The 25,746-nt window shown below is 41.7% G+C and carries 23 protein-coding genes; 13 read left to right on the top strand and 10 right to left on the bottom strand.

Annotation, left to right across the window (positions count from 1 at the left end):
• Nucleotides 1-173: 173 nt before the first annotated feature.
• Nucleotides 174-854: an OmpA family protein gene (locus H9X96_RS06830; RefSeq protein WP_187665593.1), complete on the top strand. Its 681-nt coding sequence runs from the start codon at nucleotides 174-176 to the stop codon at nucleotides 852-854.
• Between the two features lie 80 nt (nucleotides 855-934).
• On the opposite strand, the gene H9X96_RS06825 is transcribed toward H9X96_RS06830, so the two are convergent.
• On the bottom strand, nucleotides 935-1,300 hold the full coding sequence (locus H9X96_RS06825) for a hypothetical protein (RefSeq protein ID WP_187665592.1): 366 nt from the start codon (nucleotides 1,298-1,300) through the stop codon (nucleotides 935-937).
• 168 nt (nucleotides 1,301-1,468) lie between these two features.
• Between H9X96_RS06825 and H9X96_RS06820 the strand changes: the two genes are divergently transcribed.
• Entirely contained in the window at nucleotides 1,469-2,482 is a 1,014-nt protein-coding gene (locus H9X96_RS06820; protein WP_187665591.1) for a Gfo/Idh/MocA family oxidoreductase, read from the top strand.
• A 3-nt stretch (nucleotides 2,483-2,485) separates the two neighbouring features.
• Entirely contained in the window at nucleotides 2,486-3,268 is a 783-nt protein-coding gene (locus tag H9X96_RS06815; protein WP_187665590.1) for a zinc-dependent peptidase, read from the top strand.
• A gap of 18 nt (nucleotides 3,269-3,286) precedes the next feature.
• On the opposite strand, the gene H9X96_RS06810 is transcribed toward H9X96_RS06815, so the two are convergent.
• Nucleotides 3,287-4,276 (bottom strand): alpha/beta fold hydrolase, encoded by a 990-nt coding sequence (locus tag H9X96_RS06810; RefSeq protein ID WP_187665589.1) that lies wholly within the window; start codon nucleotides 4,274-4,276, stop codon nucleotides 3,287-3,289.
• 85 nt (nucleotides 4,277-4,361) lie between these two features.
• Between H9X96_RS06810 and hutH the strand changes: the two genes are divergently transcribed.
• Nucleotides 4,362-5,876, top strand: a complete 1,515-nt coding sequence (gene hutH / locus H9X96_RS06805) for a histidine ammonia-lyase (protein WP_187665588.1) — start codon at nucleotides 4,362-4,364, stop codon at nucleotides 5,874-5,876.
• Between the two features lie 117 nt (nucleotides 5,877-5,993).
• Here hutH and H9X96_RS06800 read toward each other — a convergent pair whose 3' ends face one another.
• Both H9X96_RS06800 and H9X96_RS06795 read right to left on the bottom strand, forming a co-directional pair.
• Nucleotides 5,994-8,297 (bottom strand): TonB-dependent receptor, encoded by a 2,304-nt coding sequence (locus H9X96_RS06800; RefSeq protein WP_187665587.1) that lies wholly within the window; start codon nucleotides 8,295-8,297, stop codon nucleotides 5,994-5,996.
• A gap of 289 nt (nucleotides 8,298-8,586) precedes the next feature.
• Nucleotides 8,587-8,919 (bottom strand): hypothetical protein, encoded by a 333-nt coding sequence (locus tag H9X96_RS06795; RefSeq protein ID WP_187665586.1) that lies wholly within the window; start codon nucleotides 8,917-8,919, stop codon nucleotides 8,587-8,589.
• 76 nt (nucleotides 8,920-8,995) lie between these two features.
• On the opposite strand from H9X96_RS06795, the gene hutU reads away from it, so the two are divergent.
• The 6 genes from hutU (at nucleotide 8,996) to H9X96_RS06765 (ending at nucleotide 15,323) form a co-directional block, all read left to right on the top strand.
• Nucleotides 8,996-10,648, top strand: a complete 1,653-nt coding sequence (gene hutU / locus H9X96_RS06790; protein ID WP_187665585.1) for a urocanate hydratase — start codon at nucleotides 8,996-8,998, stop codon at nucleotides 10,646-10,648.
• A gap of 127 nt (nucleotides 10,649-10,775) precedes the next feature.
• The gene (locus H9X96_RS06785; RefSeq protein ID WP_187665584.1) at nucleotides 10,776-11,429 is read left to right on the top strand and encodes a TetR family transcriptional regulator C-terminal domain-containing protein; all 654 of its coding nucleotides are present in this window, start codon (nucleotides 10,776-10,778) and stop codon (nucleotides 11,427-11,429) included.
• A 5-nt stretch (nucleotides 11,430-11,434) separates the two neighbouring features.
• Nucleotides 11,435-12,739, top strand: a complete 1,305-nt coding sequence (locus tag H9X96_RS06780) for an AarF/ABC1/UbiB kinase family protein (RefSeq protein WP_187665583.1) — start codon at nucleotides 11,435-11,437, stop codon at nucleotides 12,737-12,739.
• Nucleotides 12,736-14,181 (top strand): SDR family oxidoreductase, encoded by a 1,446-nt coding sequence (locus H9X96_RS06775; protein ID WP_187665582.1) that lies wholly within the window; start codon nucleotides 12,736-12,738, stop codon nucleotides 14,179-14,181. The genes H9X96_RS06780 and H9X96_RS06775 overlap by 4 nt, the downstream gene beginning before the upstream one ends.
• 271 nt (nucleotides 14,182-14,452) lie before the next feature.
• A complete protein-coding gene (locus H9X96_RS06770) occupies nucleotides 14,453-14,845 on the top strand; it encodes a response regulator transcription factor (RefSeq protein WP_187665581.1) in 393 nt (130 codons plus the stop codon).
• A 4-nt stretch (nucleotides 14,846-14,849) separates the two neighbouring features.
• Nucleotides 14,850-15,323, top strand: coding sequence for a nuclear transport factor 2 family protein (locus H9X96_RS06765; protein ID WP_255431030.1), 474 nt, complete (start codon nucleotides 14,850-14,852; stop codon nucleotides 15,321-15,323).
• Here the strand turns inward: H9X96_RS06765 and hisS are convergent.
• From hisS to pdhA, 3 genes are all read right to left on the bottom strand, one after another.
• Nucleotides 15,320-16,705: a histidine--tRNA ligase gene (hisS, locus tag H9X96_RS06760; protein WP_187665580.1), complete on the bottom strand. Its 1,386-nt coding sequence runs from the start codon at nucleotides 16,703-16,705 to the stop codon at nucleotides 15,320-15,322. The genes H9X96_RS06765 and hisS overlap by 4 nt on opposite strands.
• A 75-nt stretch (nucleotides 16,706-16,780) precedes the next feature.
• On the bottom strand, nucleotides 16,781-18,427 hold the full coding sequence (locus H9X96_RS06755) for a pyruvate dehydrogenase complex dihydrolipoamide acetyltransferase (RefSeq protein WP_187665579.1): 1,647 nt from the start codon (nucleotides 18,425-18,427) through the stop codon (nucleotides 16,781-16,783).
• Between the two features lie 30 nt (nucleotides 18,428-18,457).
• Nucleotides 18,458-19,453: a pyruvate dehydrogenase (acetyl-transferring) E1 component subunit alpha gene (pdhA, locus tag H9X96_RS06750; protein WP_187665578.1), complete on the bottom strand. Its 996-nt coding sequence runs from the start codon at nucleotides 19,451-19,453 to the stop codon at nucleotides 18,458-18,460.
• Between the two features lie 227 nt (nucleotides 19,454-19,680).
• On the opposite strand from pdhA, the gene H9X96_RS06745 reads away from it, so the two are divergent.
• Complete coding sequence (locus tag H9X96_RS06745) at nucleotides 19,681-20,235, top strand: C40 family peptidase (RefSeq protein WP_062550716.1); 555 nt, start codon at nucleotides 19,681-19,683, stop codon at nucleotides 20,233-20,235.
• Nucleotides 20,236-20,311: 76 nt separating this feature from the next.
• Nucleotides 20,312-21,421, top strand: coding sequence for a CapA family protein (locus H9X96_RS06740; RefSeq protein WP_187665577.1), 1,110 nt, complete (start codon nucleotides 20,312-20,314; stop codon nucleotides 21,419-21,421).
• On the opposite strand, the gene H9X96_RS06735 is transcribed toward H9X96_RS06740, so the two are convergent.
• On the bottom strand, nucleotides 21,418-21,603 hold the full coding sequence (locus H9X96_RS06735) for a hypothetical protein (protein ID WP_187665576.1): 186 nt from the start codon (nucleotides 21,601-21,603) through the stop codon (nucleotides 21,418-21,420). The genes H9X96_RS06740 and H9X96_RS06735 overlap by 4 nt on opposite strands.
• Nucleotides 21,604-21,705: 102 nt before the next feature.
• Between H9X96_RS06735 and H9X96_RS06730 the strand changes: the two genes are divergently transcribed.
• Entirely contained in the window at nucleotides 21,706-22,644 is a 939-nt protein-coding gene (locus H9X96_RS06730; protein ID WP_187665575.1) for an SPFH domain-containing protein, read from the top strand.
• A 71-nt stretch (nucleotides 22,645-22,715) separates the two neighbouring features.
• On the opposite strand, the gene H9X96_RS06725 is transcribed toward H9X96_RS06730, so the two are convergent.
• Together H9X96_RS06725 and H9X96_RS06720 are read right to left on the bottom strand one after the other, a co-directional pair.
• Complete coding sequence (locus tag H9X96_RS06725; protein ID WP_370576721.1) at nucleotides 22,716-24,881, bottom strand: carboxy terminal-processing peptidase; 2,166 nt, start codon at nucleotides 24,879-24,881, stop codon at nucleotides 22,716-22,718.
• A 164-nt stretch (nucleotides 24,882-25,045) separates the two neighbouring features.
• A complete protein-coding gene (locus H9X96_RS06720; RefSeq protein WP_187665573.1) occupies nucleotides 25,046-25,726 on the bottom strand; it encodes a hypothetical protein in 681 nt (226 codons plus the stop codon).
• Nucleotides 25,727-25,746 lie beyond the last annotated feature (20 nt).

Genomic DNA, 25,746 nt, shown 5'->3' with positions numbered 1-25,746 from the left:
TGTACAGAATTATAGTCAGTCTTCTAATCAGTTTTTACCCCATTTACAGCGTCTGGCCCTTCTTTTACCAGTAAATTAAGCTGTTAAATTATTCCTATGACACAATAATTTTACAAAACGAGAATTTGGCATCAGGTTTGATTAACGCACTGGGTAAAATAAAATATAAAACTATGGTTACTTCAAAATTTAAAATAGCAGCATTTAGTATCGCATTAGCTATGGGTGCAATGACATTCCAAGGCTGTGATAGTTTAACTAAAACACAAAAAGGTGCAGGTATCGGTGCTACTGCAGGTGGTGTTCTAGGTGCTATTATCGGAAAAAAAGCGGGTAACACTGCTGTTGGGGCTATCATTGGTGCTGCTGTTGGTGGTACTGCAGGTGGATTCATTGGAAAAAGAATGGACAAACAAGCAGCAGAGATTCAAACTGCAATTCCTAATGCTGAAGTGATCCGTGAAGGTGAAGGTATTATCGTGAAGTTTGATAGTGGTATTCTTTTTGGATTCGATAAATCTGACTTAACTGCAGCGGCAAAAACAAACGTACAATCATTAGCTGCTTCACTTACTAAATATCCAGGAACGGATATTAAAGTAATTGGTCATACTGATAACATCGGAAAAGAAGCTTATAACATGTCACTTTCTGAAAGAAGAGCTGCAGCTGTTAAAGCTTATGCAGTATCTCAAGGTGTGCCTGCATCACGTCTAATCACCGTTGGAAAAGGAATGTCTGAACCAATTGCTGACAACAGTACTGAAGCTGGAAGAGCTGCCAACCGTAGAGTTGAGGTGGTAATTGTTGCGAATGATCAATTGAAACAACAAGCTACACAACAAGGCAAATAAACCGCACATTTACATCTACCTATAAAAGTAAAAACCCGTCGTACTTTCGTACTTCGGGTTTTTTATGTGATCAGATTTTTTTATTCAATTTCTGGTTGCTCTGTACCGTAGATATCTTCAAAATAATGTATCGTTAACGATTTTAGCAGTAATTCCTGCTCCATCATTGCAAATGAAGGCACGGGTTTAATCAGCTTCCAATGCGGCCATCCATCCTGGTCTAATCCTTCCAGTTCATAAAAGCCCATTTCACTCAGTAAACGGCAGGTAGCAATGTGCATTAACTCTTCCTTTTGACGTTTACTGTACTTGCCAGGTCCTTTGCCTAACTCCTGCACACCGATTAAAAACAACATCACCTTTAAATCGGGCACATCAGAATCAAACTCCTTAGCGATCTTTTGTTGCAAAATTTTCCATTTCGCATGTGTTTCTGCAGGTTTCATGAAGCAAAGATACAAATAAGCCCTGCGACTTATGACAATAATATTAAGGGTTTAGTCGGGCGTTTTACTATTTTAGCCTAATCACCCATTCAAATAAAAAAGAGAATTTTAAACCTAATGGAGCCCATCATCGATACTCCATAAACCTTGAAAAAAAATATATACCTCATGGAAAAAACAATTATAACGGGTCTGATGGCCTACGGAATGTCTGGTAAAGTATTCCATGCGCCTTTTGTACATGCCCATTCCGGTTTTACATGGTATGCCGTAACCGAAAGAAATCAGAAGAATGCCGCAGCAGATTATCCCGGAATTATCAGCTACGACACCATTGAGGACTTACTGGCAGATGAAAAGATTGAACTGGTCATCATCAATACGCCAAACAACACCCATTACGATTATGCGAAAAGAGCCTTAAAGGCTGGGAAACATATTCTGGTAGAAAAGCCGTTTACTGCCACTGCTGAGCAAGCAAAAGAAGTACTTGCCCTGGCAAAAGAGCTGGATAAGAAAGTATTGTTTTACCAAAACAGAAGGTGGGACAGTGACTTCAGGGCGGTTCGTCAGGTGATAGAAAGTGGAAAGCTGGGTAAACTGAGTGAAGTACATTTCCGTTACGACAGGTATCGTTCTACGATTGGCGTAAAAAGTTTTAAAGAAGAGCCCGTTGCTGCCAGTGGATTGATGTACGACCTGGGTCCGCATTTACTGGATCAGGCTTTGAGTATTTTCGGTAAACCGGAATCTTTCCATAAGATCCTGGGTAAAAATCGCGTAAATACACAGGTGGATGATTATTTCTCTATTCATTTAAGCTATGCAGATAGTGTCAATGTGTTTGTTCATTCGAACATGATGGTGGTAGAAGCTTTACCTGCTTTCGTAATCAACGGAACCAATGGTTCATTGCATAAAGTAAGAGCGGATGCACAGGAAAGCCAGTTGCTGGCAGGAATGAAGCTTGACGACCCTGCTTATGGAATTGAAGCACCAGGAACCGAAGGTAAAATGTATTTACTGGATCCTGATGGCCATAAAACAACGCACACTATTCCTGCTTTACCCGGAAGTTACCTGCCATTGTTTGAAGCAGTTTATCAGACGATCGTAAATGGGCAGCCTTATCCGGTAACTGAAGAGCAGGTGATCACACAGTTGGAAATATTGGAGGCTTAACCCATGCAGGCATTTTTAATACTGATCCCTATTTTATTGCTGGTTTTCTATTTTATATTTAGGAAAGATAGTCGGCACAACTACGTCAATTTAAGCGAAGAAGATAAACAGATGCTATTTCAGCATGTCGTTTATTACCAGCACCTAACTGTAAAAGACCGCCTGCGCTTCGAGCAAAAAATCTCTGCTTTTCTGGCTGAGGTAAAAATTGAGGGTGTAGGTACTCCGATTACTGTGCTTGATAAGTTATTGATTGCTTCCAGCGCGGTAATTCCTGTGTTTGGTTTCGAGGATTGGCATTACCGCAACCTGACTAATGTATTGCTGTATCCGGATACTTTCAATGCGGACTTTCAGTATGAAGGCGGCCAGCGAAATATACTGGGTATGGTGGGCTCCGGTTATATGAACGGTCAGATGATCTTATCCAGAGCAGCATTGATCAAGGGTTTTTCCAATGCTGCTGATAAGGAAAACACAGCCATTCATGAGTTTGTGCACTTACTAGACAAATCGGATGGCGCAACTGATGGGATTCCCGAAAACCTGATGAAACACGAATATGTGGTGCCATGGGTTCGGATGATCCACGAGGAAATGAAAAGAATTGAGAAAGGAAAATCAGACATCAACCCTTATGCCATCACGAATGAGGCAGAGTTCTTTGCGGTAGTGTCTGAATATTTCTTTGAGAAACCAGACCAGTTTAAATCTAAACACCCGGAGCTATATGATAGCTTAGCCGGGATATTTTCTCAGGATCTGGCAGCAGACAAGCATTCTTAGTCTGCTGAAGGGCATTCTTTATAGGCTGCCCAATAATGCCACATTGAACTCTGTGGGTACTTCTATATGCGGAATGTGCCCACAGCCTTCAAACTCCACAATCTTCGCTCCTGGAATTTTAGCCGCGGTCTGTTTACCAAGCAAACGATATTGGCCGTGTATGGCCTGCTGATCCGGGCTTAACAAGCCTTTTCCAACAATAGTTTTATCTTCTTTTCCAATAAACAGGATGGTAGGGACATGAACGTTGAAAAATTCATGGACAACGGGCTGTTCGTAAATCATGGTATAAGTCATCGCGTTCACTTTAGCCAGTCTCGGGAAATCTGCACTTTTCGTCATACCACCTGCTACACGAACCAATTCATCATATTCTGGCTTCCAGACAGTGAAATAGGACGTTTGATAATATTTTTTAACGCTTTCTGCGGTTGCTTTTAGTTCCGTTAGGTATTGCTGATCAGTGCTCACATAAGGTACAAAATTGCGGTAATCTTCTAAGCCTATCGGATTTTCTAACAAGAGTTTCTCGGTGCTTTCCGGATACATCAATGCGAAGCGCGTAGCCAACATGCCACCCATAGAATGCCCCAAGATGTTTGCCTTTTGGATGCCTAAAGTATCCAGCAATTGTTTATTCCAGCGGGCCAGCTGATGAAAGCTGTAATGAATAAAGGCTTTTGAAGACCTCCCGAAACCGATCTGATCCGGCACCACTACTCTAAATCCACGGTCGCTTAATGCTTTTATAGTACCTCCCCAATAGTATCCCCCAAAGTTTTTACCATGTAGCAGTACTACCGTTCTGCCATTGGCCTTCCCAAGCGGCGCCACATCCATATAGGCCATATTCAAATCCTGACCTTCGGTATGGATCCGGTAATACTTCACTGGATAAGGGTATTTGACGTTTTCTAAGGTAATAGAGAGGGTATCGGCTTGCTGTGCCAAAGTCGCTGTGGCACTGAAAAGTAAGCACAGGTAAAGGGCAACTTTCTTATAAAACATAATGCTGGTTTTAGGAAAAACAATAATAGGAACTGAAAGTTCTAAACTTAAGCATTATTTATATTTTTGGGGAAATATAAAATGTATGAGCAGTTACCAAATAGGTTTGGAGCGGTTAACTTTGGATCAGATTTCCAGGATCATCGCTGAAAAACAATTGCTGCAATTATCCGCTGCAGCCCTTCAAAAAGTAGAAAAATGTAGAAGTTATCTGGACGATAAATTAAAGCGTCATGACGGGCCTATTTATGGGATAAATACGGGATTTGGTTATTTACAGCATGTAGAAATTGAATCGGAAAAGCTATCTCAGCTACAGCATAACCTGCTTTTGTCTCATGCCTGCGGCACGGGCGAAGAAGTCGCTCCGGAAATCGTTCGCCTGATGCTGCTGTTAAAAATTCAATCCTTGAGTTATGGGCATTCGGCCGTTGCCCTGCCTACAGTTTTACGCCTGGTTGATTTTTACAACCATGATATCTTACCCGTAATTTATACACAGGGATCACTGGGCGCCTCTGGTGACCTGGCTCCCCTTGCCCACCTAGCCTTACCGCTGATCGGTAAAGGAATAGTTTGGTATGAAGGAAAGAAAATACAAGCTGCAAGCCTCTATGAAAAATCTGCTGCGCTATATCAGAAATTACAATGGGAACCGTTAAAACTACAGTCTAAAGAAGGCCTTGCCTTGATCAATGGAACGCAGTTTATGAGTGCTTATGGGATATTCTGCCTGCTAAAATCGCAAAATTTAATGAATTGGGCAGATGCGATTGCCGCAATGTCTATAGATGGTTTTGATTGCAGGATCGACCCTTTTGAAACGCTCAGCCACGTCATTCGTCCGCATGCCGGACAAGTACATACAGCCGCACAAATCAGCAAATGGCTTTCCGGAAGTGAACTGATTCGTCGCCCCGGCAAGCAAACGCAAGATCCTTACTCTTTCCGCTGTGTACCTCAGGTGCATGGAGCGAGTAAGGACAGCATCCATTATATACAGTCGGTATTTGAGACGGAGATCAATTCCGTGACCGATAATCCGAATGTTTTTCCCGAAGAAGACCGGATTATTTCTGCAGGGAATTTCCATGGGCAACCATTGGCTTTAACCCTGGATTTTCTGTGTATTGCATTGGCAGAATTAGGCTCCATCTCTGAAAGAAGGACATTTCAATTGATTTCCGGACAAAGGGGTTTACCACCTTTCCTGGTGAAAAATGCAGGGCTTAATTCCGGCTTAATGATTACTCAATATACCGCAGCCTCCATCGCCAGTGAAAACAAACAATTGTGTACGCCTGCATCGGTAGACAGTATTGTATCCAGTAATGGGCAGGAAGACCATGTCAGTATGGGTGCAAACGCCGCTACGAAGTGTTTAAGGGTGGTGAATAACCTGGAAAGGATTTTAGCGATAGAACTGCTGACCGCAGCGCAGGCTTTGGATTTAAGGAAACCCCTGCGCTCTTCTGAGGCCATAGCTCAGCTGCTTTCTGAGTACAGGAAGGTCGTTTCTTTTAATGAAGCAGATCGTTTGCTGGCAGTAGATATTGCCGCTTCTGTGAACTTTCTGAGGAAAGAGCCAGGTTTATTGTAAGCGGTAGATTGCCTCATACTGATTGTTTTCCTACAAAAATCCCCCAATAGTCTTTGCTATTGGGGGATTTAACTGGATGTTTATCCTTTAGCTTTACATTTTAAGCTTCGCTGATCATTACATGAAAGGTACGCTGATACCGAAAGTCACATTTCTTCCGGTATTGTAAATTCCTTCCACCTTGTACCTGCTCAGGTGGTTAAAATACTTTTTATCCAATAAATTTTGTCCGGTTACCCAAAGGTTCAATTTGCCTTTTTTGGTGTTGATCGCCGTTCCAATTCCTGCATCAAATAAAGTATATCCATCAGTTTGAGTTTCAAAACTATCAAAACGTGCTTGTTTCAACACATTGGTTAATCCAACTTTAAGATAAGTACCGGAAAGGCCTTTGACCGTTGGCTCGAAACGCAATTCGTTGTTGATAGACGCTGCCGGGATAAAAGGTAAAGGCTGATCGTCTGCGCGGTTCGTTGCTTTCACATAAGCGAAAGAGTTTTCAAAGTGCAGAGATTTGATCAGGTGGAAATCCATCGAGGCTTCTCCCCCAATCAGGTCTGCATTGGTTTGCACAAAGCGGTAAACCGGTAAAGTTTCAGTCATACCGTTTCCATCGCTTACCCCAGTAGTTTCATTGTTGAAATTTCCTGCGTAGATGTAATTATAGATGCGGTTGGCATAAGCATTTAGCCCGAAGGTAACCGAATTAGCGGTGTACTCCAGTCCAAGGTCAAACTGCAGACTGGTCTCTTGTTTTAGATTTGAATTCCCGATCTCATACCTGAATGTTCCTTCATGGCGACCATTAGCGGCCAATTCGGCAATATTTGGAGCGCGAAATCCTGATCCTGCATTTCCTTTCAACACTAAGCTTTTAGCCACTTCATAAGCGAAACCCAAAGATCCGGAAACGTTAGAAAATTGGTTGTGGAAAGCGGTGAATAAAGGTTCTCCATCCACTGCCAGGGCTTCTCCGTTTATTTTTTTATAATCGTAACGGGCACCAATATTAAAGGCCCCTTTTTCGAAATTACGTTTCAGGTACACAAAAGTACCGATGTTATTGCTGTTATAATTAGGGATCAAAAACTCATCGCCTTTGTTTACATTATTCTGGTACATACCTTGAACACCGATTGCTGGCTCCCATTTCCCGGCATTTGGGAAATAGTATTTCACATCATATGTATAAGAGTTCAGGTTTAAATTCAGCCCTGGTTCTGTCGCACTTTCTTCAAATTCCTTCCTGATATTGCGCTGAAAGGCAAAAGTTGTTTTCAACTGTCCAGATCCCAAGATAAAATTACTGTTTAATGCAGCACGGTAATGGTTGATGTTTTGAAAAGGAAGTCCTAGTCTACGCTCTTGTGCTTCAGCCTTAGGGATCACTTCCCCTTCGTCATTTACATATTCGCCATCCTCATGAGGTCCATGTTCTACTAAACCAATATTGGTTTGGAAGCGGGAGAAGGTCAGGTGAGAATATCCCCAGCTCTTATTTAAACCCACCATACCATTTAAATTGAATTCGTTAAAGCCAGAATTCGGCACTACTGCATCCTTATAAGCAAAACCATACGCGTTTTTATAAGAAGCGCGGCCTCGATATACGAAACCATTGTCGTTGCCCTGAAGCATCAATGAGGAAGCGCTTAATCCATTATTGGTGGCATAAGAAGTTCTGAAATTCCCGTTAAAAGTGCCTGGAGGAGGTACAAGGTCATCAATGATATTGATCACCCCACCCAAAGCATCAGAACCGTAAAGTAAACTTGCAGGGCCTTTTAAGATTTCTACCCTTGCTGCAGAGAACTGATCTACTTCAATACCATGTTCATCACCCCATTGCTGTGCTTCTTCTCTTGCACCATCGATCATGGTCAACACGCGGTTGTATCCTAAACCCCGAATGGTAGGTTTAGAAATCGCTCCACCAGTGCTGACCTGAGAAATTCCAGGAATCTTTGAAATGGCATCCACTAAGTTTGTTCCACCGGCCTGTGCCAATTTATCTTTTCCTACCGTCACTACGGATAAGCTATTGGTTTTGTTGCTGGCACTAAATGGAGAGCCGGTAATGACTACTTCCGCGCTTTCTATGGCAGAAGTCTCCATAGCGATGTCTAGCTTGTTCAGGTGGCCAAGATCCACGATTTGCGAAAAGGTTTTATAACCTACAAAGCGAACCTCTAACAAGAATCGTCCTTTTGTGGGGATATTTTTAAGCACAAATTCTCCGTTTGCATTTGTGCTGGTGACTGCTTTTAAGTCGCTGATGTATACTGTAGCCCCAACAAGCGGCTCTTTATTGTCGGCATCGGTCACTTTACCTTTAAATTCTGCCAATCCTCCGGCAGCAAATGAAGGAATGGAAAATAGGATATATATTAAGACCATTAATACCAGATGTATCTTTTTCATGTGTATGTGTTTGTATCGATAATTTGCTGTGCAAAATCATCGCGTTGGCCAAAGCCAATTTGCTATAAAGTGTTAAATTGAGTAATTGCGGCTGAAATCAGCACTCCCCCTGGATTTAAATATATGGTCTAATTTCTGGATCGAAATACAGTTTAAAAGACATCCATATAGAATGATCAATCGGACCTACAATCGCTTAAACTATCGCCAAAATCGACTTGAAAATAGCAAAAGTAATAGCTCTCTTGGTAAAGAGGTATACGATCCCGTATTCAGGGTAATGAAAAGATTAGGCTGTTGGAGGACCCCGAAGTGAGGTACTGATCAGCGCTGTATAAGCGCCGGATAGTAAAGCGTAATACTTAATAACAGGCATGGTTTCCAGGTAAACCTGAAATTGAGTTTGTTCCTGAAGGTAGTTTTTCTCGAAATGTGCCGCACAAACCAAACAGGTTTCTACATGACTGCCTACGTGTAGTTTATGGGTACATATTTTTTCATTTTGGCAAAGCACTTCTTCCTCATGATGGTGGAAGGCGCTAAACGGAGTCAAAGCAATCGCAAACACCCAAAGCAAGGCAATGGATATGATTTTATGGATATGTTGCTGACGCGTTTTCAATTTCGATTGCTAAAGTACGCAATCTCACATAATTACATACATTTGTTTTATAACATTGCCCTTACATGACCGCATAATGGATATAAGTTTAGATTTAAGTAAAAGACAAACCCCAACCGGAAATACATTGACTTGTAAAGGTTGGGTGCAGGAAGCTGCACTACGAATGTTGTTAAACAACCTGGATCCCGATGTAGCCGAGCGACCGGAAGAGCTGATCGTGTATGGTGGTCGTGGAAAAGCTGCTAGAAATAAGGAAGCTCTAGCACTGATCATTAAAGCACTTCAGAATTTAGAAGACACGGAAACATTATTGATCCAGTCAGGGAAACCTGTTGGAGTTTTACCAACGCATAAAGATGCGCCAAGAGTATTGATTTCTAACTCTCAACTGGTTCCAAAATGGGCTACACAGCAGCATTTTGACGAGTTAGAGGATAAAGGCCTGATGATGTATGGCCAGATGACCGCAGGATCCTGGATTTATATCGGCTCACAGGGCATCGTTCAAGGAACTTATGAAACTTACGCTGCGTTGGCACGCAAGCATTTCAACAGTAACCTGAAGGGTACACTCAACGTGACCGCCGGACTAGGTGGCATGGGTGGCGCACAGCCCTTAGCGATTACCATGAATCAAGGCGTATGCCTGGCGGCAGATGTAGAGGAATGGCGCATCCAAAAACGCCTGGAAACACGTTACATCGACGAAATTGAACATGATATCGATACGGCTATCGACAAAGCCTTACAGTATAAAGAAAAAGGAAGAGCAATCTCTATTGGTGTCGTTTGTAATGCAGTAGAGTTATTACAACGACTGATTGACCGCAATATTACGCCTGATACACTCACGGATCAGACTTCTGCACATGATCCCTTGATTGGTTATTTTCCTGAAGGACTAAGGGTGGAAGCAGCCAATGAACTGCGCAAAACAGATCCCGAGGATTACGTGAAAAGAAGTTATGAAACGATGGCTAAGCATGTCCGTCAGATGCTGGAACTGCAAAATCGTGGCGCCATCACCTTTGACTATGGCAATAACCTACGTGGAAGGGCATTGGAAGCAGGAGTACAAAATGCTTTTGACTTTCCAGGATTTGTGCCTGCCTATATCCGTCCACTATTTTGTGAAGGAAAAGGACCATTCCGATGGGCTGCATTGAGTGGCGATCCACAAGACATCTATGAAACTGATCAATTAATCCTGGAGCTTTTCCCTGAAAATGAAAGTCTGAAACAATGGATTACCATGGCACAGGAACGAATTGCTTTTCAAGGATTGCCAGCAAGAATTTGCTGGCTAGGGCAAGGAGAAAGAGAAAAAGCTGGATTGGCATTTAATAAATTAGTAGCCGATGGCAAGGTAAAAGCGCCATTGGTGATTGGAAGAGATCATTTAGACACTGGATCTGTAGCTTCTCCAAACCGGGAAACTGAGGCGATGCTCGATGGTTCAGATGCGGTAGCCGACTGGCCAATTTTGAATGCACTGATCAACACGGCTGGTGGTGCGAGCTGGGTTTCTTTACACCATGGAGGTGGTGTGGGTATCGGGTATTCCATCCATGCTGGTATGGTAATCGTTGCCGATGGCACCGAAGACGCCGCCATCAGGATCAAACGAGTGCTTCATAATGATCCGGCTATGGGTGTCATCAGACATGCCGATGCAGGTTATGACATTGCAAAAGATACTTTAAGAAAACATCGACTGGGTTTATAAGATCCCTTGCCTTTTCTGTCCTCAATCGTCTTGTGTTTTTATTACAAAACCATGATCGAATAAACAAGTAAATTAGGCGGTCTGCAAAACTATGCAGACCGCTTTAACGTTTATTAAATAAAAAGAAATGGCAACTGCTCAGCAAATCAAAAACGGATATCTGGATTACGTACTTCTCAATGGTGAAAAACCAGCATCAGTATATAGTTTCGTTAAGAAATTAAAGATTGCTGAAGCCGATTTTTATGACTTCTATCCTTCTTTTGAAAGTATTGAAAAGAACTTATGGGTAGAGTTGACCCTTGAAACCATCCAAGCTATTGAAGCACAGGAAGTATGGAGTCAGTACTCTTCAAGAGAGAAAATCCTTTCCTTCTTTTACAGCTATGTAGAAGTTTTAAAAAAACACCGAAGTTTCATCATTTACAGCTTAAGGAATCACAAGAATAAGTTTGGCACTCCAGAAGTTTTATCTGGTGTAAGGCCAATTTTTGAGAATTTTGCAGAAGGCATCATCAATGAAGGATTAGAGAGCGGAGAATTGGCCAACCGTAAATTTTTAAGTAAACGCTATAAAGATGCCGTATGGGTACAATTTGGCTTTATTGTTAACTTCTGGACAACAGACGACAGTGCTGGATTTGAAAAAACTGATGAAGTGATTGAAAAAGGGGTCAATGTAACGTTCGACCTTTTCGAGCGCTCTCCAATAGACAATCTCCTGGAATACGGGAAATTTCTTTCCAGAAATGGAAATTTTAAAGATAAGATGGGACTATAAAATTCATGAAAGAACAAGAGCGTATTCCAGTAACGAAAGGACAGAGATCGGCGAAGTTTGTAAAAACAGGAATCCAGATTGGCGGCAATTATATCAAGCATTATTCTAAAAAATTGTTTAACCCAGAGCTGAGCAGGGATGAACTGAATGAGGACAATGCCACGGATATTTATAAGTCGCTGAGTGAACTGAAAGGCAGTGCTTTAAAAGTAGCGCAGATGCTGAGTATGGATAAGAATATCCTGCCAAAATCTTACGTCGACAAGTTTACACAGTCGCAGTACAATGCACCCCCCCTTTCCGGGCCACTCATTGTCAGAACGTTCAGCAAATCCTTCGGAAAAACACCGGAACAGATTTATGATAAATTCAACCTACATTCCAGCAATGCCGCCTCCATTGGGCAAGTGCATCAGGCAGAACTGAAGGGTAAAACTTTAGCCGTTAAAATTCAATATCCCGGTGTTGGCGACAGTATCTCATCGGATCTGAAATTGGTAAAGCCCTTTGCTTTTCGCCTGCTCGGAATGAATGAAAAGGAACTCAATATTTACATCAAAGAAGTAGAAGAGCGACTGCTGGAAGAAACCGATTATGAGCTGGAAGTACGCCGCTCTATTGAATTTTCTGAAGCTTGCAGTCATTTAGAAAATATCGTATTCCCAAAATATTACCCCGAGCTTTCCAAAAAAAGGATCATTACGATGGACTGGATTGAGGGCTTACACCTGAAAGAATTTTTAAACACCAACCCTTCACAGGAGCTGAGAAACAAGATTGGGCAAGCTTTATGGGATTTCTATAATTTCCAGCAGCATGAACTGAGGGCAGTGCATGCGGATCCACACCCAGGTAATTTCCTGATTACACCGGATGAAAAATTAGGTGTTATAGATTTCGGCTGTATCAAGGAAATGCCGGATGATTTCTACTATCCCTTCTTTTCCCTGATCTCCACAGATGTGATCAAAGATAAAGCGAAAACCATTGCAGCCTTCCGTCAGCTGGAAATGATCCACCCGGAGGACACGGATAGCCAGGTAGAGTTTTACTATAAAGCTTACCGGGAAATGATTGAATTATTTGCCAGACCTTACACCAGTAAAACCTTCGATTTCAGTAAACCTGAATTCTTTGAACAACTGTATAAATTTGGGGAGAAAGTGGCTACCATGCCAGAATTTAAGCAGGCCAGAGGTGTTAAACACTTCATTTATGTGAACCGGACTAATTTTGGCTTGTACACCATTTTGCAGGAACTAAAAGCGGTGGTAAACACCGATACTTTTCAACCACATACCTTAACATGAAAATCCTGCTGACCGGTGCGAATGGTTATATAGGCACTCGATTGCTGCCTGTTCTTTTAGCAGCCGGACATGAAGTCGTCTGTATGGTCCGCGACAAAAGGCGTTTTTCGGAGGCTTCAGACTTTGGTGATCAGGTACAAATCATCACCGGAGACCTATTAAAGCCTGAAACACTAGTTGAAATCCCCAGCAATATTGACGCTGCTTATTACCTGGTCCATTCTATGTCGGCCAGCGAACATGGCTTCTCAGAATTGGAAACGGCCTCTGCACAGAATTTTATAGCAGCGCTGAAGCACAGCCAATGCCAGCAGCTAATTTACCTCACCGGCATCGTGAATGACCTTGGCTTATCGGAACATTTAAGCTCCAGACTGGCCGTCGAAGACGTCTTAAAGCAATCTGGCATTCCTTTTACCATTTTAAGAGCAGCCATCATTATTGGTTCCGGAAGTGCCTCATTTGAAATCATCAGAGACCTGACGGAGAAATTACCTGTGATGGTCGCGCCAAAATGGATCAAAACTAAGTGTCAGCCAATTGGAATACGTGATGTACTGCGTTATTTAAGCGGCGTATTGTTAAATGAGAAAGCCATGCAGCAGACTTTCGACATCGGAGGTCCAGACATTCTCAGCTATAGAGAAATGATGCTGCAATATGCGGAAGTCAGGCATTTAAGACGTTTCATCCTCACGCTGCCACTGCTTACCCCCCGCTTATCTTCCTTATGGTTAAACATGGTGACCTCTGTACCCTATGCTTTAGCCAGAAGTCTGGTGGACAGCATGAAAAATGAGGTTGTTTGTAAAGAAAACTGCATCAGCAGCGTTGTTCCCGGAGCTTGTCTGCCCTATCGTAAAAATCTAGCGCTTGCTTTTGAGAAAATTGAACAAAATTCTATTGTCTCCAGTTGGAAAGATGCGCTGAACCGAGGTTACCTGGACACCAGTTTCATGGATCAGGTAAAAGTTCCACAAAATGGAACACTGGAATATAAGGTCAAAATGCCTTTTGAGAGAGATCCCCAGGAGGTGTTTGAGAATATATGGAGCATCGGTGGAAACAGAGGCTGGTATTACGCGGACTGGTTATGGAATTTAAGGGGTTTTTTAGATAAACTGATGGGTGGTGTAGGCACACGCAGGGGCAGAACGAGCAATATTTCGATTCATGCAGGTGATGTCGTCGATTTCTGGCGAGTGCTGTTAGCGGATCAGCAAAACAAGCGATTGTTATTATTTGCGGAAATGAAAGTCCCTGGAGAAGCCTGGCTGGAATTTAAAGTCATCGAATTTCATGGTCAGTACTTCCTCTCTCAGATTGCCACATTCAGACCTTCAGGCTTATGGGGAAGGGCCTATTGGTATGCCATGTTTCCATTTCATATTTTCCTGTTCAATGGTATGGCCAGACGAATCACCCAATTTAAAGCGCAATAAAAAAGGTACAATCGCCACAATCGTACCTCTTTTAAAAACCTAAAACTTAATACTAAGACAGTAAAAAACTAAAAAGGTTTCATCGTCTAATATATATTTTTTCCCGAAGGTCTTTCTTCCCATTTACCCCCTTAAATCTGATCTATGCCTGTAGCCCCTAAAATTTCACACTTATAAAAAAAAATATTTGAATTTGTGATTTAAACCAATTAATGTGTGGACAAATCAAACCTGATTAAATATATTTGTATTACATCCAACCCCATTGATTTTGGCAAAAAGCTCTAAAATTTACAAAAACATACTCGTCGTTGAGGACAATCATGCCATACTTGATGTCATCACGCTGATCTTACAAAGTGAAGCGTATAAAGTAGCCGGTCTCCATAAAAGCATCAACATGATGACGCATATCGAAAAATCCAGGCCGGATCTGGTCATCATGGACATTATGCTGCCTGACGGCGACGGCAGAGAGTTATTAACTCAGCTCAGGTCTAATGCCAGCACGGCCGAGATCCCCGTATTAATGATCTCCGCGAGGTATACTGAAGCCAATATCCAACATGGTGCTTTTAAACCAAATGGATTCCTGGCCAAACCATTTGATATTGACGATTTACTAGATAGAATTGAGGGTATACTCGCAGGAAAAGTATATTAATCAGATGATGCACGCCAATCAGGAACTCATCACCAAATTCTATACGGCCTTTAAAAACAAGGATGTTGCCGGAATGCAGGAATGTTACAGTGACCAGGCCACTTTCAGCGACCCCGTATTTACTGATTTGAATGCAGTACAAGTCCGCGCCATGTGGGCAATGCTCATCAAAAGCGGAAAAGATATGCGTGTAGAGTTTAGCGCGGTTAAGGCGACTGAAAACGGCGCTACAGCACATTGGGATGCACATTATACCTTTTCGGCAACGGGGAGAAAGGTATGGAATCAGATTGATGCGCAGTTCATCATTGAAAACGGTAAAATCATCCAACATCGGGATCAGTTCGACTTTTATACCTGGTCGAAGCAATCGCTGGGACTTATCGGAAGGTTACTGGGCTGGACTTCCTTTTTAAGGAATAAGGTAAAAAAGCAGGCCAGCGATAAACTGACCGCTTATATATCAAAAAACGATTAGTCTTTAATTTTCTCCATAATATCATTCAGGGATAATTTTTCCTGAACGCCGCTGTGCATGTCTTTTAAGGTTAAAAGGCCACTTTCCAGCTCATCACTACCAATCAAAATCACGAAAGGGATCTTTTTATCATCAGCATAGCTCATTTGTTTTTTCAGCTTTGCAGCAGTAGGATATAGTTCCGCAGCGATATTGGCATTTCTCAGCTGCTGTACGATAGGCAGTGCGTATAATTCTGCCGCCTCATCAAAATTACTGATCAGGACTTTCGTTCCCGAAGCAGCAGATTCAGGGAATAAGTTCAGTTCCAGCAGCACATCGTAGATGCGGTCTGCACCAAAAGAAATCCCAACCCCGGTTAGGCCTTTTAAACCAAACATACCGGTCAGGTCGTCATAACGACCACCACCACCAATACTGCCCATGGCCGCTTCATTTGTTTTCACTTCAAAGATACAGCCAGTATAATAATTTAAGCCACGTGCTAAAGTAATGTCCAGCTCTACATCCGGAGAAAGATCCGGCGTGGTCTGCAGCAATCCTTTTAGGTATTTGAATACCGTTTCGATCTCTGCAATTCCGCTCATACCCGTTGGCGAATCTGCCAATACGGTACGCAAACTTACCAGTTTCTCTTCATTGCTGCCTTGTAATAAAATTACAGGTTTTAATTTCTCCAGGTCTCCTTCTGTAAATCCGCGTTCTAACAGCTCTTTACTGACACCATCCAGGCCGATTTTATCTAGCTTATCAATGGCTACGGTCATGTCGATGATCAACTCCGGTTTACCAATGATTTCTGCAATTCCAGAAAGGATTTTGCGGTTATTTAATTTAATTGTGAAGTCTTTAAGACCAAGGTTACTCAATGCTTCCTGATAGATCAATATGAATTCTGCTTCATTTAACAGGCTATCCGAACCTACCACGTCTACATCACACTGATAGAACTCTCTGTAGCGACCTTTCTGCGGTCGATCAGCTCTCCATACCGGCTGCACCTGAAAGCGCTTAAAAGGCAGGGAAATATCATTCTGGTGCATTACTACGTAACGAGCAAAAGGAACCGTTAAATCATACCTCAATGCTTTTTCAGAAATCGAGGAAGTCAGTGCATTTGAGTTGGCTGCTGCCAGCAGTTCTGGTTTCGCTTTAGAAAGGAAATCACCACTGTTTAAGATCTTAAAGATCAGTTTATCGCCCTCATCTCCATATTTACCTGTTAAAGTACTCAGGTTTTCCATCGTTGGGGTTTGTATTTCGGCATAGCCATACTTTTTAAATACCGTCTTTATGGTATCAAAAATATGATTGCGTTTGACCATTTCCTGGGGTGAAAAATCACGGGTTCCTTTAACTAGAGAAGGTTTAATATTCGACATAGCGACAAAAGTACAAAAAGTAACAGGCATAAAAAAAGCTGCCGAAGCAGCTTTTTAGATTATTTAGGATATTAATTAAACCAATAGTCTTACTGGCTCTTCTAATAATGCTTTTAGTGTTTGTAAGAAAGCAGATCCAGTTGCGCCATCCACTACGCGGTGATCGCAGCTTAAAGTAACTTTCATTACGTTTCCTGGAACTACAGCACCATTTTTCACCACAGGAACCTGAGAGATTCCGCCGATCGCAAGAATACATGCGTCAGGCGGGTTAATGATGGCAGTGAATTCGTCTATTCCGAACATTCCTAAGTTAGAAATGGTGAAAGTAGAACCTTCCCAATCTGATGGCTGTAATTTTTTAGCTTTAGCACGCTGTGCGAAGTCTTTCACTTCCGCAGAGATGTGCGACAATGATTTACCATCAGCAAAACGAACTACAGGAACCAATAAACCATCTTCAACAGCTACAGCTACACCAATGTTTACATGCTCATTGTAACGAATTTTATCGCCTAACCAAGAAGAGTTCACATTAGGGTGTTGTTTTAAAGCGATTGCTACTGCTTTTAACACCATGTCATTGAAAGAGATTTTTACCGGTGCATATTCATTGATTTTGGTACGTGCAGCAATTGCGCCATCCATATCAATAGACATGGTTAGGTAGAAATGAGGTGCAGTAAACAAGCTCTCAGATAATCGCTTAGCGATTACTTTACGCATTTGAGTTACTGGTTTCTCTGTATATTTCTCTTCACCAATAAACTGAGGAATGCTTACCGAAGCTGATTTCTCAGCTGGGGATGCACTAGCTGCTGCCTGAGGGGCTGCTGCTGCCGCAGGTTTAAAGTTTTCGATGTCTTTTTTGATGATACGTCCGCCATCAGCACTGCCTGCCACTTTAGCAAGGTCAATACCTTTGTCTTTCGCAATTCTCTTTGCTAATGGAGATGCTTTTACGCGATCAGCACCTTCAGCAGGAGCTGGTGTAATTTCTGCTGCTGCTGGAGCAGCTTCCGCTACCGGAGCGTCAGCTTTTTTATCAGCGGCAGGCTGAGCAGGAGCATCACCTTGTTTAAGGAATTCGCTGATGTCAGTTCCTTCCGGGCCAACAATCGCCATGATGCCATTCACTTTCGCGGCAGCACCTTTTTCCACACCGATATGCAATAAAGTTCCATCCGCATAACCCATTACTTCCATAGTTGCCTTATCGGTTTCTACATCAGCAAGGATGTCATCATTCTTTACTTTATCACCAACTTTTTTATGCCATTCAGCGATCACGCCTTCAGTCATTGTATCACTTAGCAAAGGCATTCTGATTACGGTAACACCGATCTTTTCTAGATCAGCATCAGTAATTCCTGCTGTTGCTTCTTTTTTATCTTCAACCGGAGCAGCTGTTTCAGCAGGCGCCGCTTCAGCTTTAGGAGCCGCAGCACCTTCTTCTGCCGCTAATGCCGCTTTGTAGTCTTCTCCTTCTTTACCTATTACAGCGATAACTGCATCTACTGGAACGGATTGACCTTCTTCTACACCAATGTATAAAACGGTACCATCCCAATAAGATTCAAGATCCATGGTTGCCTTATCGGTTTCCACTTCGGCCATTACATCGCCACTTTTAACTTTATCGCCAACTTTCTTATGCCACTTAGCCATCACACCTTCGGTCATGGTATCGCTCATCTTGGGCATTTTAACTACTTCAGCCATTCTATATTATTAAATGAAATGCGTTCTAAATTAATCTTGTACGTATGGATAATCAGTTTGTACGTAAACATCAGTATACAATTCTGATGCTTCCGGCCATGGAGACTCTTCCGCAAATTTAACAGAATCATCAACGATTTGTTTCACTTTTGCTTCGATCTCTTCGATCCATGCTTGATCAGCATATTTTTCCTGAAGGATAGTTTCTCTTACCTGCTCAATTGGGTCTTTACTTTTGTAAGCTTCCAATTCGTCTTTAGAACGATATTTAGCCGGGTCAGACATAGAGTGACCGCGGTAGCGATAAGTTCTGATTTCAAGGAAGGTTGGTCCGTCACCATTTCTGGCACGCTGAGCCGCTTCATCCATTGCAGTATGAACTGCTACAGGATCCATTCCGTCAACAGGAGCACATGGCATGTCAAAACCTAAACCTATTTTATATATATCAGTCATGTTCGTAGTACGTTCTACAGAAGTACCCATGGCATAACCATTATTCTCACAAACAAAGATAACTGGCAATTTCCACAGCATTGCCATATTAAAAGCTTCGTGTAAAGCGCCCTGACGAACCGCTCCATCACCCATGTAACAAACGTTTACATTTTTTGTGCCTTTATATTTCTCTGCAAAAGCGATACCTGCGCCCAATGGAACCTGCCCACCAACGATACCGTGTCCACCGTAAAAGTGATGCTCTTTGCTAAACATGTGCATAGAACCACCTTTACCTTTTGAACATCCTGTTGCCTTACCGTACATCTCAGCCATAATGCTGTTTGCACTTACACCTTTTGCAAGGGCATGTGCGTGATCGCGGTATGCGGTGATCATAGAATCTTCTGGTCTTAACGCTGAAATAGCTCCGGCTACAACAGCTTCCTGACCAATGTATAGATGACAAAAACCACGGATTTTTTGTTGTCCGTATAGTTGACCTGTTTTTTCTTCGAACTTGCGCATCAGCAACATCGACTCAAACCACTTCAGATAGGTATCTTTATTAATTTCTACTGCACTCATTTTTGGGTATTGGTTTTTATTTACAAGAGCAAATCTACTTTTTTATTGCAACATATAGAAGAAATACCTGTAAAATGAACACTAAGGTTACACAAAATGTGGATAACTTTTATTTTTAAACCGTTTACATTTGGATAACATTTGTAAAATACATAGTTTTGGCACCGGACAATAAGCCCCAGTGGTGTACGTTTAAGTGTAAGTGTCTATTACCCAAACTTAAGAGTATGATAAAAAAATTTTTGTTTTCTACCCTAATTGTCGCGTGCAGCCTCTCAGCCGTCCATGCACAGACAAAATCAAAAGAAACCAACAAATTAGAAGACCCTGATAATTTAGCTTCCCAATATTTTTCTCAGGTAATGGGTGTTGCAGTAGATGCAACTTCTAACATCAAACTTTACAAATTCATTTACGAATGGATAGGTACTCCTTACCGATTCGGTGGAAATACCAAAAGAGGGATTGATTGTTCCGCTTTTACAAAAGCGATTTACGATAAAGTTTTCAACACTACAATACTCCGCAATTCACGTGACATCTTTAGCATGGTAGATCCATTGCCAAAAGACGAGCTAAAAGAAGGAGATCTGGTATTCTTCAAGATTAAAAGCCGAAGCATTACGCATATCGGGATTTATCTTGGTGATAACCGTTTCGCTCATGCCTCTTCCAGCCGTGGGGTGGTGATCAGCAATTTAAACGAACCATATTATTCAAGGTATTTTTACAAGGGTGGCAGAATTCTCGATCCAGTGAAAAATGACCTGATGGAGGAATAACCCTTCACAAACAAAAGACATTGAGTCCTCCTATTTTACTGGGAGGACTTTTTTTATGAAAAAATACCAGCTACCCATGAAATCATTAAAAGCGCTCACCTTATTCTTTTTATCTGCCTTATTGCTGTTCAGCTGTGAAGGAAATCGTGCGAGTGTACCTACTGCCCAACTTGTCCAAACAGACACCATCCCCAAAAAACCAATAAAAGATACCATCCATATTACCGCAGTTGGCGATATCATGTTAGGCTCTGCTTATCCGACTAAAGCAAACCTTCCTGCAGATGATGCGGTAAATAGCTTCCAGGCAGTGGCCCCCTATTTAAAAGGAGACCTGGTTTTTGGAAATCTGGAAGGCTGTTTTCTGAACGATGGGAAATCTACAAAGTGTAAGGACACCTTAGGCAACAGCTGTTTTGCCTTCAGAATGCCAGAGCGATATGCTGGAATTATCAAAGATGCCGGATTTAAGGTGATGAGTATTGCCAATAACCATGTGGGTGATTTTGGCAGCAGGGGAAGGAAACGAACGATGTCGATACTGGATTCTTTGCAGATTAACTATGCAGGATTACAGTCGAAGCCTTTCCAGATTTTTGAAATAGATAGTGTAAAATATGCAATCTGTGCCTTTGCACCTAATGAAAATACCGTTTCCATCAACAACCTCCCTGCTGCAAAAGAATTGGTATCCCGCTTAAAAAAACAAGTAGATATCGTGGTTGTTTCTTTCCATGGCGGAGGGGAAGGTGCCAGGTTCGAGCATGTTCCGAAAAAAAATGAAATCTTTTACCAGGAAAACCGAGGCAATGTCTATCAGTTTGCGCACGGTGTAATTGATGCCGGTGCAGATATCGTGCTTGGCCATGGCCCACATGTGACCAGAGCTGTAGAATTGTATAAAGATAAATTTATTGCTTATAGCCTGGGCAACTTCTGTACGTACGGAATGTTCAGTTTGAAGGGTCCGAATGGCATTGCACCACTCCTGCAGATAAAATTAAATGGCAAAGGTGATTTTCTTTCTGCGGAAGTCATCTCCGTAAAACAAGATAAGATCAACCGCCTTCGGTTAGACGATCAGGGTGCCGCTTTTCAAAAAATAAAAAACCTAACTGATACTGATTTCCCAGGGCACCAGTTAGACTTTTCTGAAAACGGTAAGATCAGCCGTAAAAACTTTTAGGATTCGTCCTTTGTATTTTTTATTAAGCCAATACCGGATACAAAGAAGATCAGCCCGATGATTCCAGCTACGATCAGTTCTCTGCTTTGCAGGCTATGCTTTACAAATCCATAACCGGCATAAATTAGGCCTACAATGCCTAATACGGTCAATATTGTCCCAAAAGTGCGTTTTACATTCATAAGGTTGGTATAATTTATTTTGATTAGGCAAAATCTATGCCTCAACTGAAAAAAAGAATTTTCGTACCTTGAAGCCAACAAATTCACCAAATACGCTTCAATATGATTTATACGTACGTTATAGTGGTTCTTGCACTAATTATTCTGATGAGTTCTTTTGTGACCGTAAAGCAAGGAACCATTGCTGTAGTCACGATTTTCGGAAAATACAGAAGGTTATTGAGACCGGGTTTAAGTTTAAAGATCCCATTATTTGAAAATATCCATTCTAGAATCTCGATACAGAACCGTTCTGTGGAACTCTCTTTCCAGGCCGTTACACAAGATCAGGCCAATGTATACTTTAAGGCCATGCTGCTGTATTCTGTCCTAAACCACGATGAGGAAACCATCAAAAATGTAGCCTTTAAGTTTGTGGATGCCACCAATCTGATGCAGGCACTGATCAGAACGATTGAAGGATCGATCAGAGCTTACGTGGCTACCCAGCGACAAGCCAATGTATTGGCGCAGCGAAATGAGATCGTAGACCATGTAAAGCACCAGATTGACCAAGTATTGGAAACCTGGGGTTACCATTTACAGGATCTTCAGCTGAATGACATTACTTTCGATGAAGAAATTATGCGTTCAATGAGTAGAGTTGTGGCTTCAAACAACTTAAAAGCAGCAGCAGAAAATGAAGGTCAGGCTTTATTGATTACCAAAACTAAAGGTGCAGAAGCAGATGGTAATGCCATCAAAATTGCCGCCGCAGCGGAAAGAGAAGCTGCCCAGCTGCGTGGGCAAGGGATCGCTTTATTCCGTGCGGAAGTAGCACACGGGATGACCAAAGCGGCACAGGAAATGGAAGAAGCTAACCTGGATATTTCTGTCATCTTATTCACCATGTGGACAGAATCCATTAAGCATTTTGCAGAAAACAGTGAAGGCAATGTGGTCTTTCTGGATGGTTCTACAGAAGGGATGAACAAGACCATGAAGGAAATGATGGCTATGCAAATCCAGAAAAGAGTAGAGGACAAAAAGGATAATCTTTAAAAAACCCCTGGCATAAAAAAAGGAGGATGTCTTGCGGCATCCTCCTTTTTTTATGATTTATCTGTTGATTTCTAGTTGAAACCATTACCTCTATTGACCAGCTCTGATTTCTTAGGATCAGTTAACTTGATGAGGTCGGTCATGATCTGTAAACTTTCATCTTCGATAAAGTCAACGTTCTCTTCTTTCTTCACCTTATCTCCTTTTTTAACTGGAGGTAGGCCTTTTGAAGCTCTCAATTTGTTGATTCTATCCAGAGACTTTGCTTCCAGACTATCACGTTCTGCTTTAAGTTTGACTTCATTTAAAGTGATAGAGATCTCTCCGTCACGTTTTTTCATGTCTGCAATGTCTTGCTCCAGTGTTTTATAATCCAGAGATTTCGCCATTCTTGCTTCATGCAGTTTTACCAGTTCCGGTTTCAACGGACTTAGGTCAGCTACTGCTTTAAAGTTAGATTTAGGCACTTCATCCCAAGGTAAAGCTGATGGTTCAGTATCTTCTCCTATTTTATTCAAAGGATAAAGAGAAGGGAATTGAATATCCGGCATTACACCTTTATGCTGTGTACTACTGCCATTCACACGGTAAAACTTAGCCATAGTTAAGTTAATCTGTCCCAATTGAATTGGGGCACCGTCTTTAGTTGAGGTCGCGGTTACTTTCGCATCTTTATTTACTAATGCAGCAATTCTTTGCAGTAATGAAGGATTCACCAACCTGTTTAAGTCGATCGAAGATTGCACAGTACCTTTACCATAAGTTTGTGTACCCATGATCACACCTCTTCCATAATCCTGGATTGCACCAGCAAAAATTTCCGAAGCCGATGCACTCAAACGATCTACCATCACTCCTAGCGGACCATCCCAGGCTACACCTGGATTGGTATCTTCATTTACTTCAATTTCATTTTTCGTGTTTCTCACTTGTACTACCGGGCCTTTATCAATAAAAAGACCGGTCAAGTCGATCGCTTCCACCAATGAACCACCACCGTTGGCACGCAGGTCCATCACAATGGCATCCACTTTATCTTTATTTTTCAGCGTATCAATCAATAGTCTCACATCACGTGTCGTACTTTTGTAGTTCGGATCACCAGCATTAGCGGCTTTGAAATCTGCATAGAAAGCTGGAACTCTAATGATTCCGATTTTATACGGTTTACCGTCCGACTGAATAGTTTTCACTGTTTTCTTAGCCGACTGGTCTTCCATCACAATACGTTCCCTCATTAATTCAATAATGACAGGCTTAGAGGAAAGCTCACGTCCGGCAGGAATGATTTTCAGTCTTACTTTAGTGCCTTTAGGACCTTTAATTTTAGACACGGAATTGTCGATTCTCCATCCGATGATGTCTTCAAACTCTCCATTACCTTGCGCTACGCCAACAATACGATCGCCGGCACTCAGCAATTTACTTTTGAAAGCAGGACCTCCAGGGATCACTTCATCAATTTTAAGGATGTCATTTTCCAGTTTTAGTCTGGCACCAATCCCTTCGAAAGAGCGGGCCATATCTTCATTGAACTGCTGTGCATTTGCCGGATTAAAATAATTAGTGTGCGGATCGATGGTTTCAGTAAAAGCATCCATGATCAGTTGAAACACATCCTGATTGTTCACCTTATTCGTCTGGGACTTCAGGTTTTCATATCTTTTAGTCAGGGTCTCTACGTTCTTCGCTGGCGGCGTACCTGCAATTTTAAGGTTCACCAGGTCGTATTTCACCTTTTTCTTCCAGATGTCCTGTAAAGCTGTCTGCGTAGATTCCCAAGGCATTTTTTCGCGATCAAATACATAAGTATCATTTTCGTCGAAATCATATTTGCCTTTTACCTGAGTAAGTGTATAATTCAGCCACTCATTGTATCTTTTCAAATAAACGTTAAAAATGTAAAAAGGTGCACTTAAGTCACCATTTCTGAAATCGTCATCCAAAGCATACCTGAATTGCTCGAAATCCTTAATATCGGATGCTAAGAAATAATATCTATATGGATCCAGGTCCTTGATATATTTATCAAGAATCAAAGAAGAAATAGAATCATTCAGCTTTATTTTTTTGTAATTATAGTTTTCTATCAGGCCCACAACCTCTCTAACTACTAATGCCTGGCGTTCGTCCGGCACAATATTACTTACACCCTTCACTAATTGTTGTGGTTTAGGGGAAGCTTGGCATGCCAATACAGCAGCAGTAAAGATGACCAGTAATGTTCTTTTTAACATTTCTTTGAATAATTTAAAATCCATTTTATAATCCACAACTAATATGATACCAATATCACGAATAAACAGAAAAGAGACCGTATTATTACCGTCTCTTTTCTGTAAACTTATCAAAAGTAACTAAAATACTTATACAAAAACTTATAATTTTTAGGTTCAGAAACTTACTTCTTAGCGGCTAATTTAGAGGGAATTAGCACTCTTGTTTCCTTAATCCTGGTTTTTAGCTGCGCATTATTTGCCGTTTTCAATAGCAGCTCAGCCCTATTCAGATCCTTTAAAGCAAGGTTATATTCTTTTTTCTTTATTTTCACCTGAGCGATCCCGATCACAGACTCGACATAGGCACTATTGTTATTGAGCTGTTTGGCGATGATTCCTTGCTGGGTATAAAACCAGAGTGCTTGTGTCAGTTTATTGGCTGCAAAATAAATCCTGCCCAGTTGATAATAAGATTCCATCTGACCGGATTTACTGCCAATTCTGGAATAATTTTTCAGCGCCACATTCAAGATCACCTGTTCAGCTTCGGTATAATGGTTCATCAGCAGATGCACATTTCCAAGTTTCAGCAATGCTTCACCGTAGCGAACAAACAACTTAGAGGTATTGAACTCGAATGCTGCTTTAGCGTATAAATTCAGGGCATCATTCAGGTCACCTCTTCTTTCATTCTTCATCGCCTCCGCAAAATAGGTGTTGCCATCCACCTCTTCCATGCTGGAGGTGACAATATTGATGGCTCCGCTCGTGACTGGTGGTTCTTGAGGAATAAAAGTATTGGTTTGTGTCATTGCCTTTCCTGAATAGAATAGGAAAAGAAAGACTAAACAAAGTTTGTTCATCTTGTAAAGATATAACAAAT

Source organism: Pedobacter sp. N36a (assembly GCF_014472395.1).
Lineage (GTDB): Bacteria > Bacteroidota > Bacteroidia > Sphingobacteriales > Sphingobacteriaceae > Pedobacter.
Note: the sequence above shows the minus strand (reverse complement) of the source record. Positions and strands in the feature narration are given on the sequence as shown.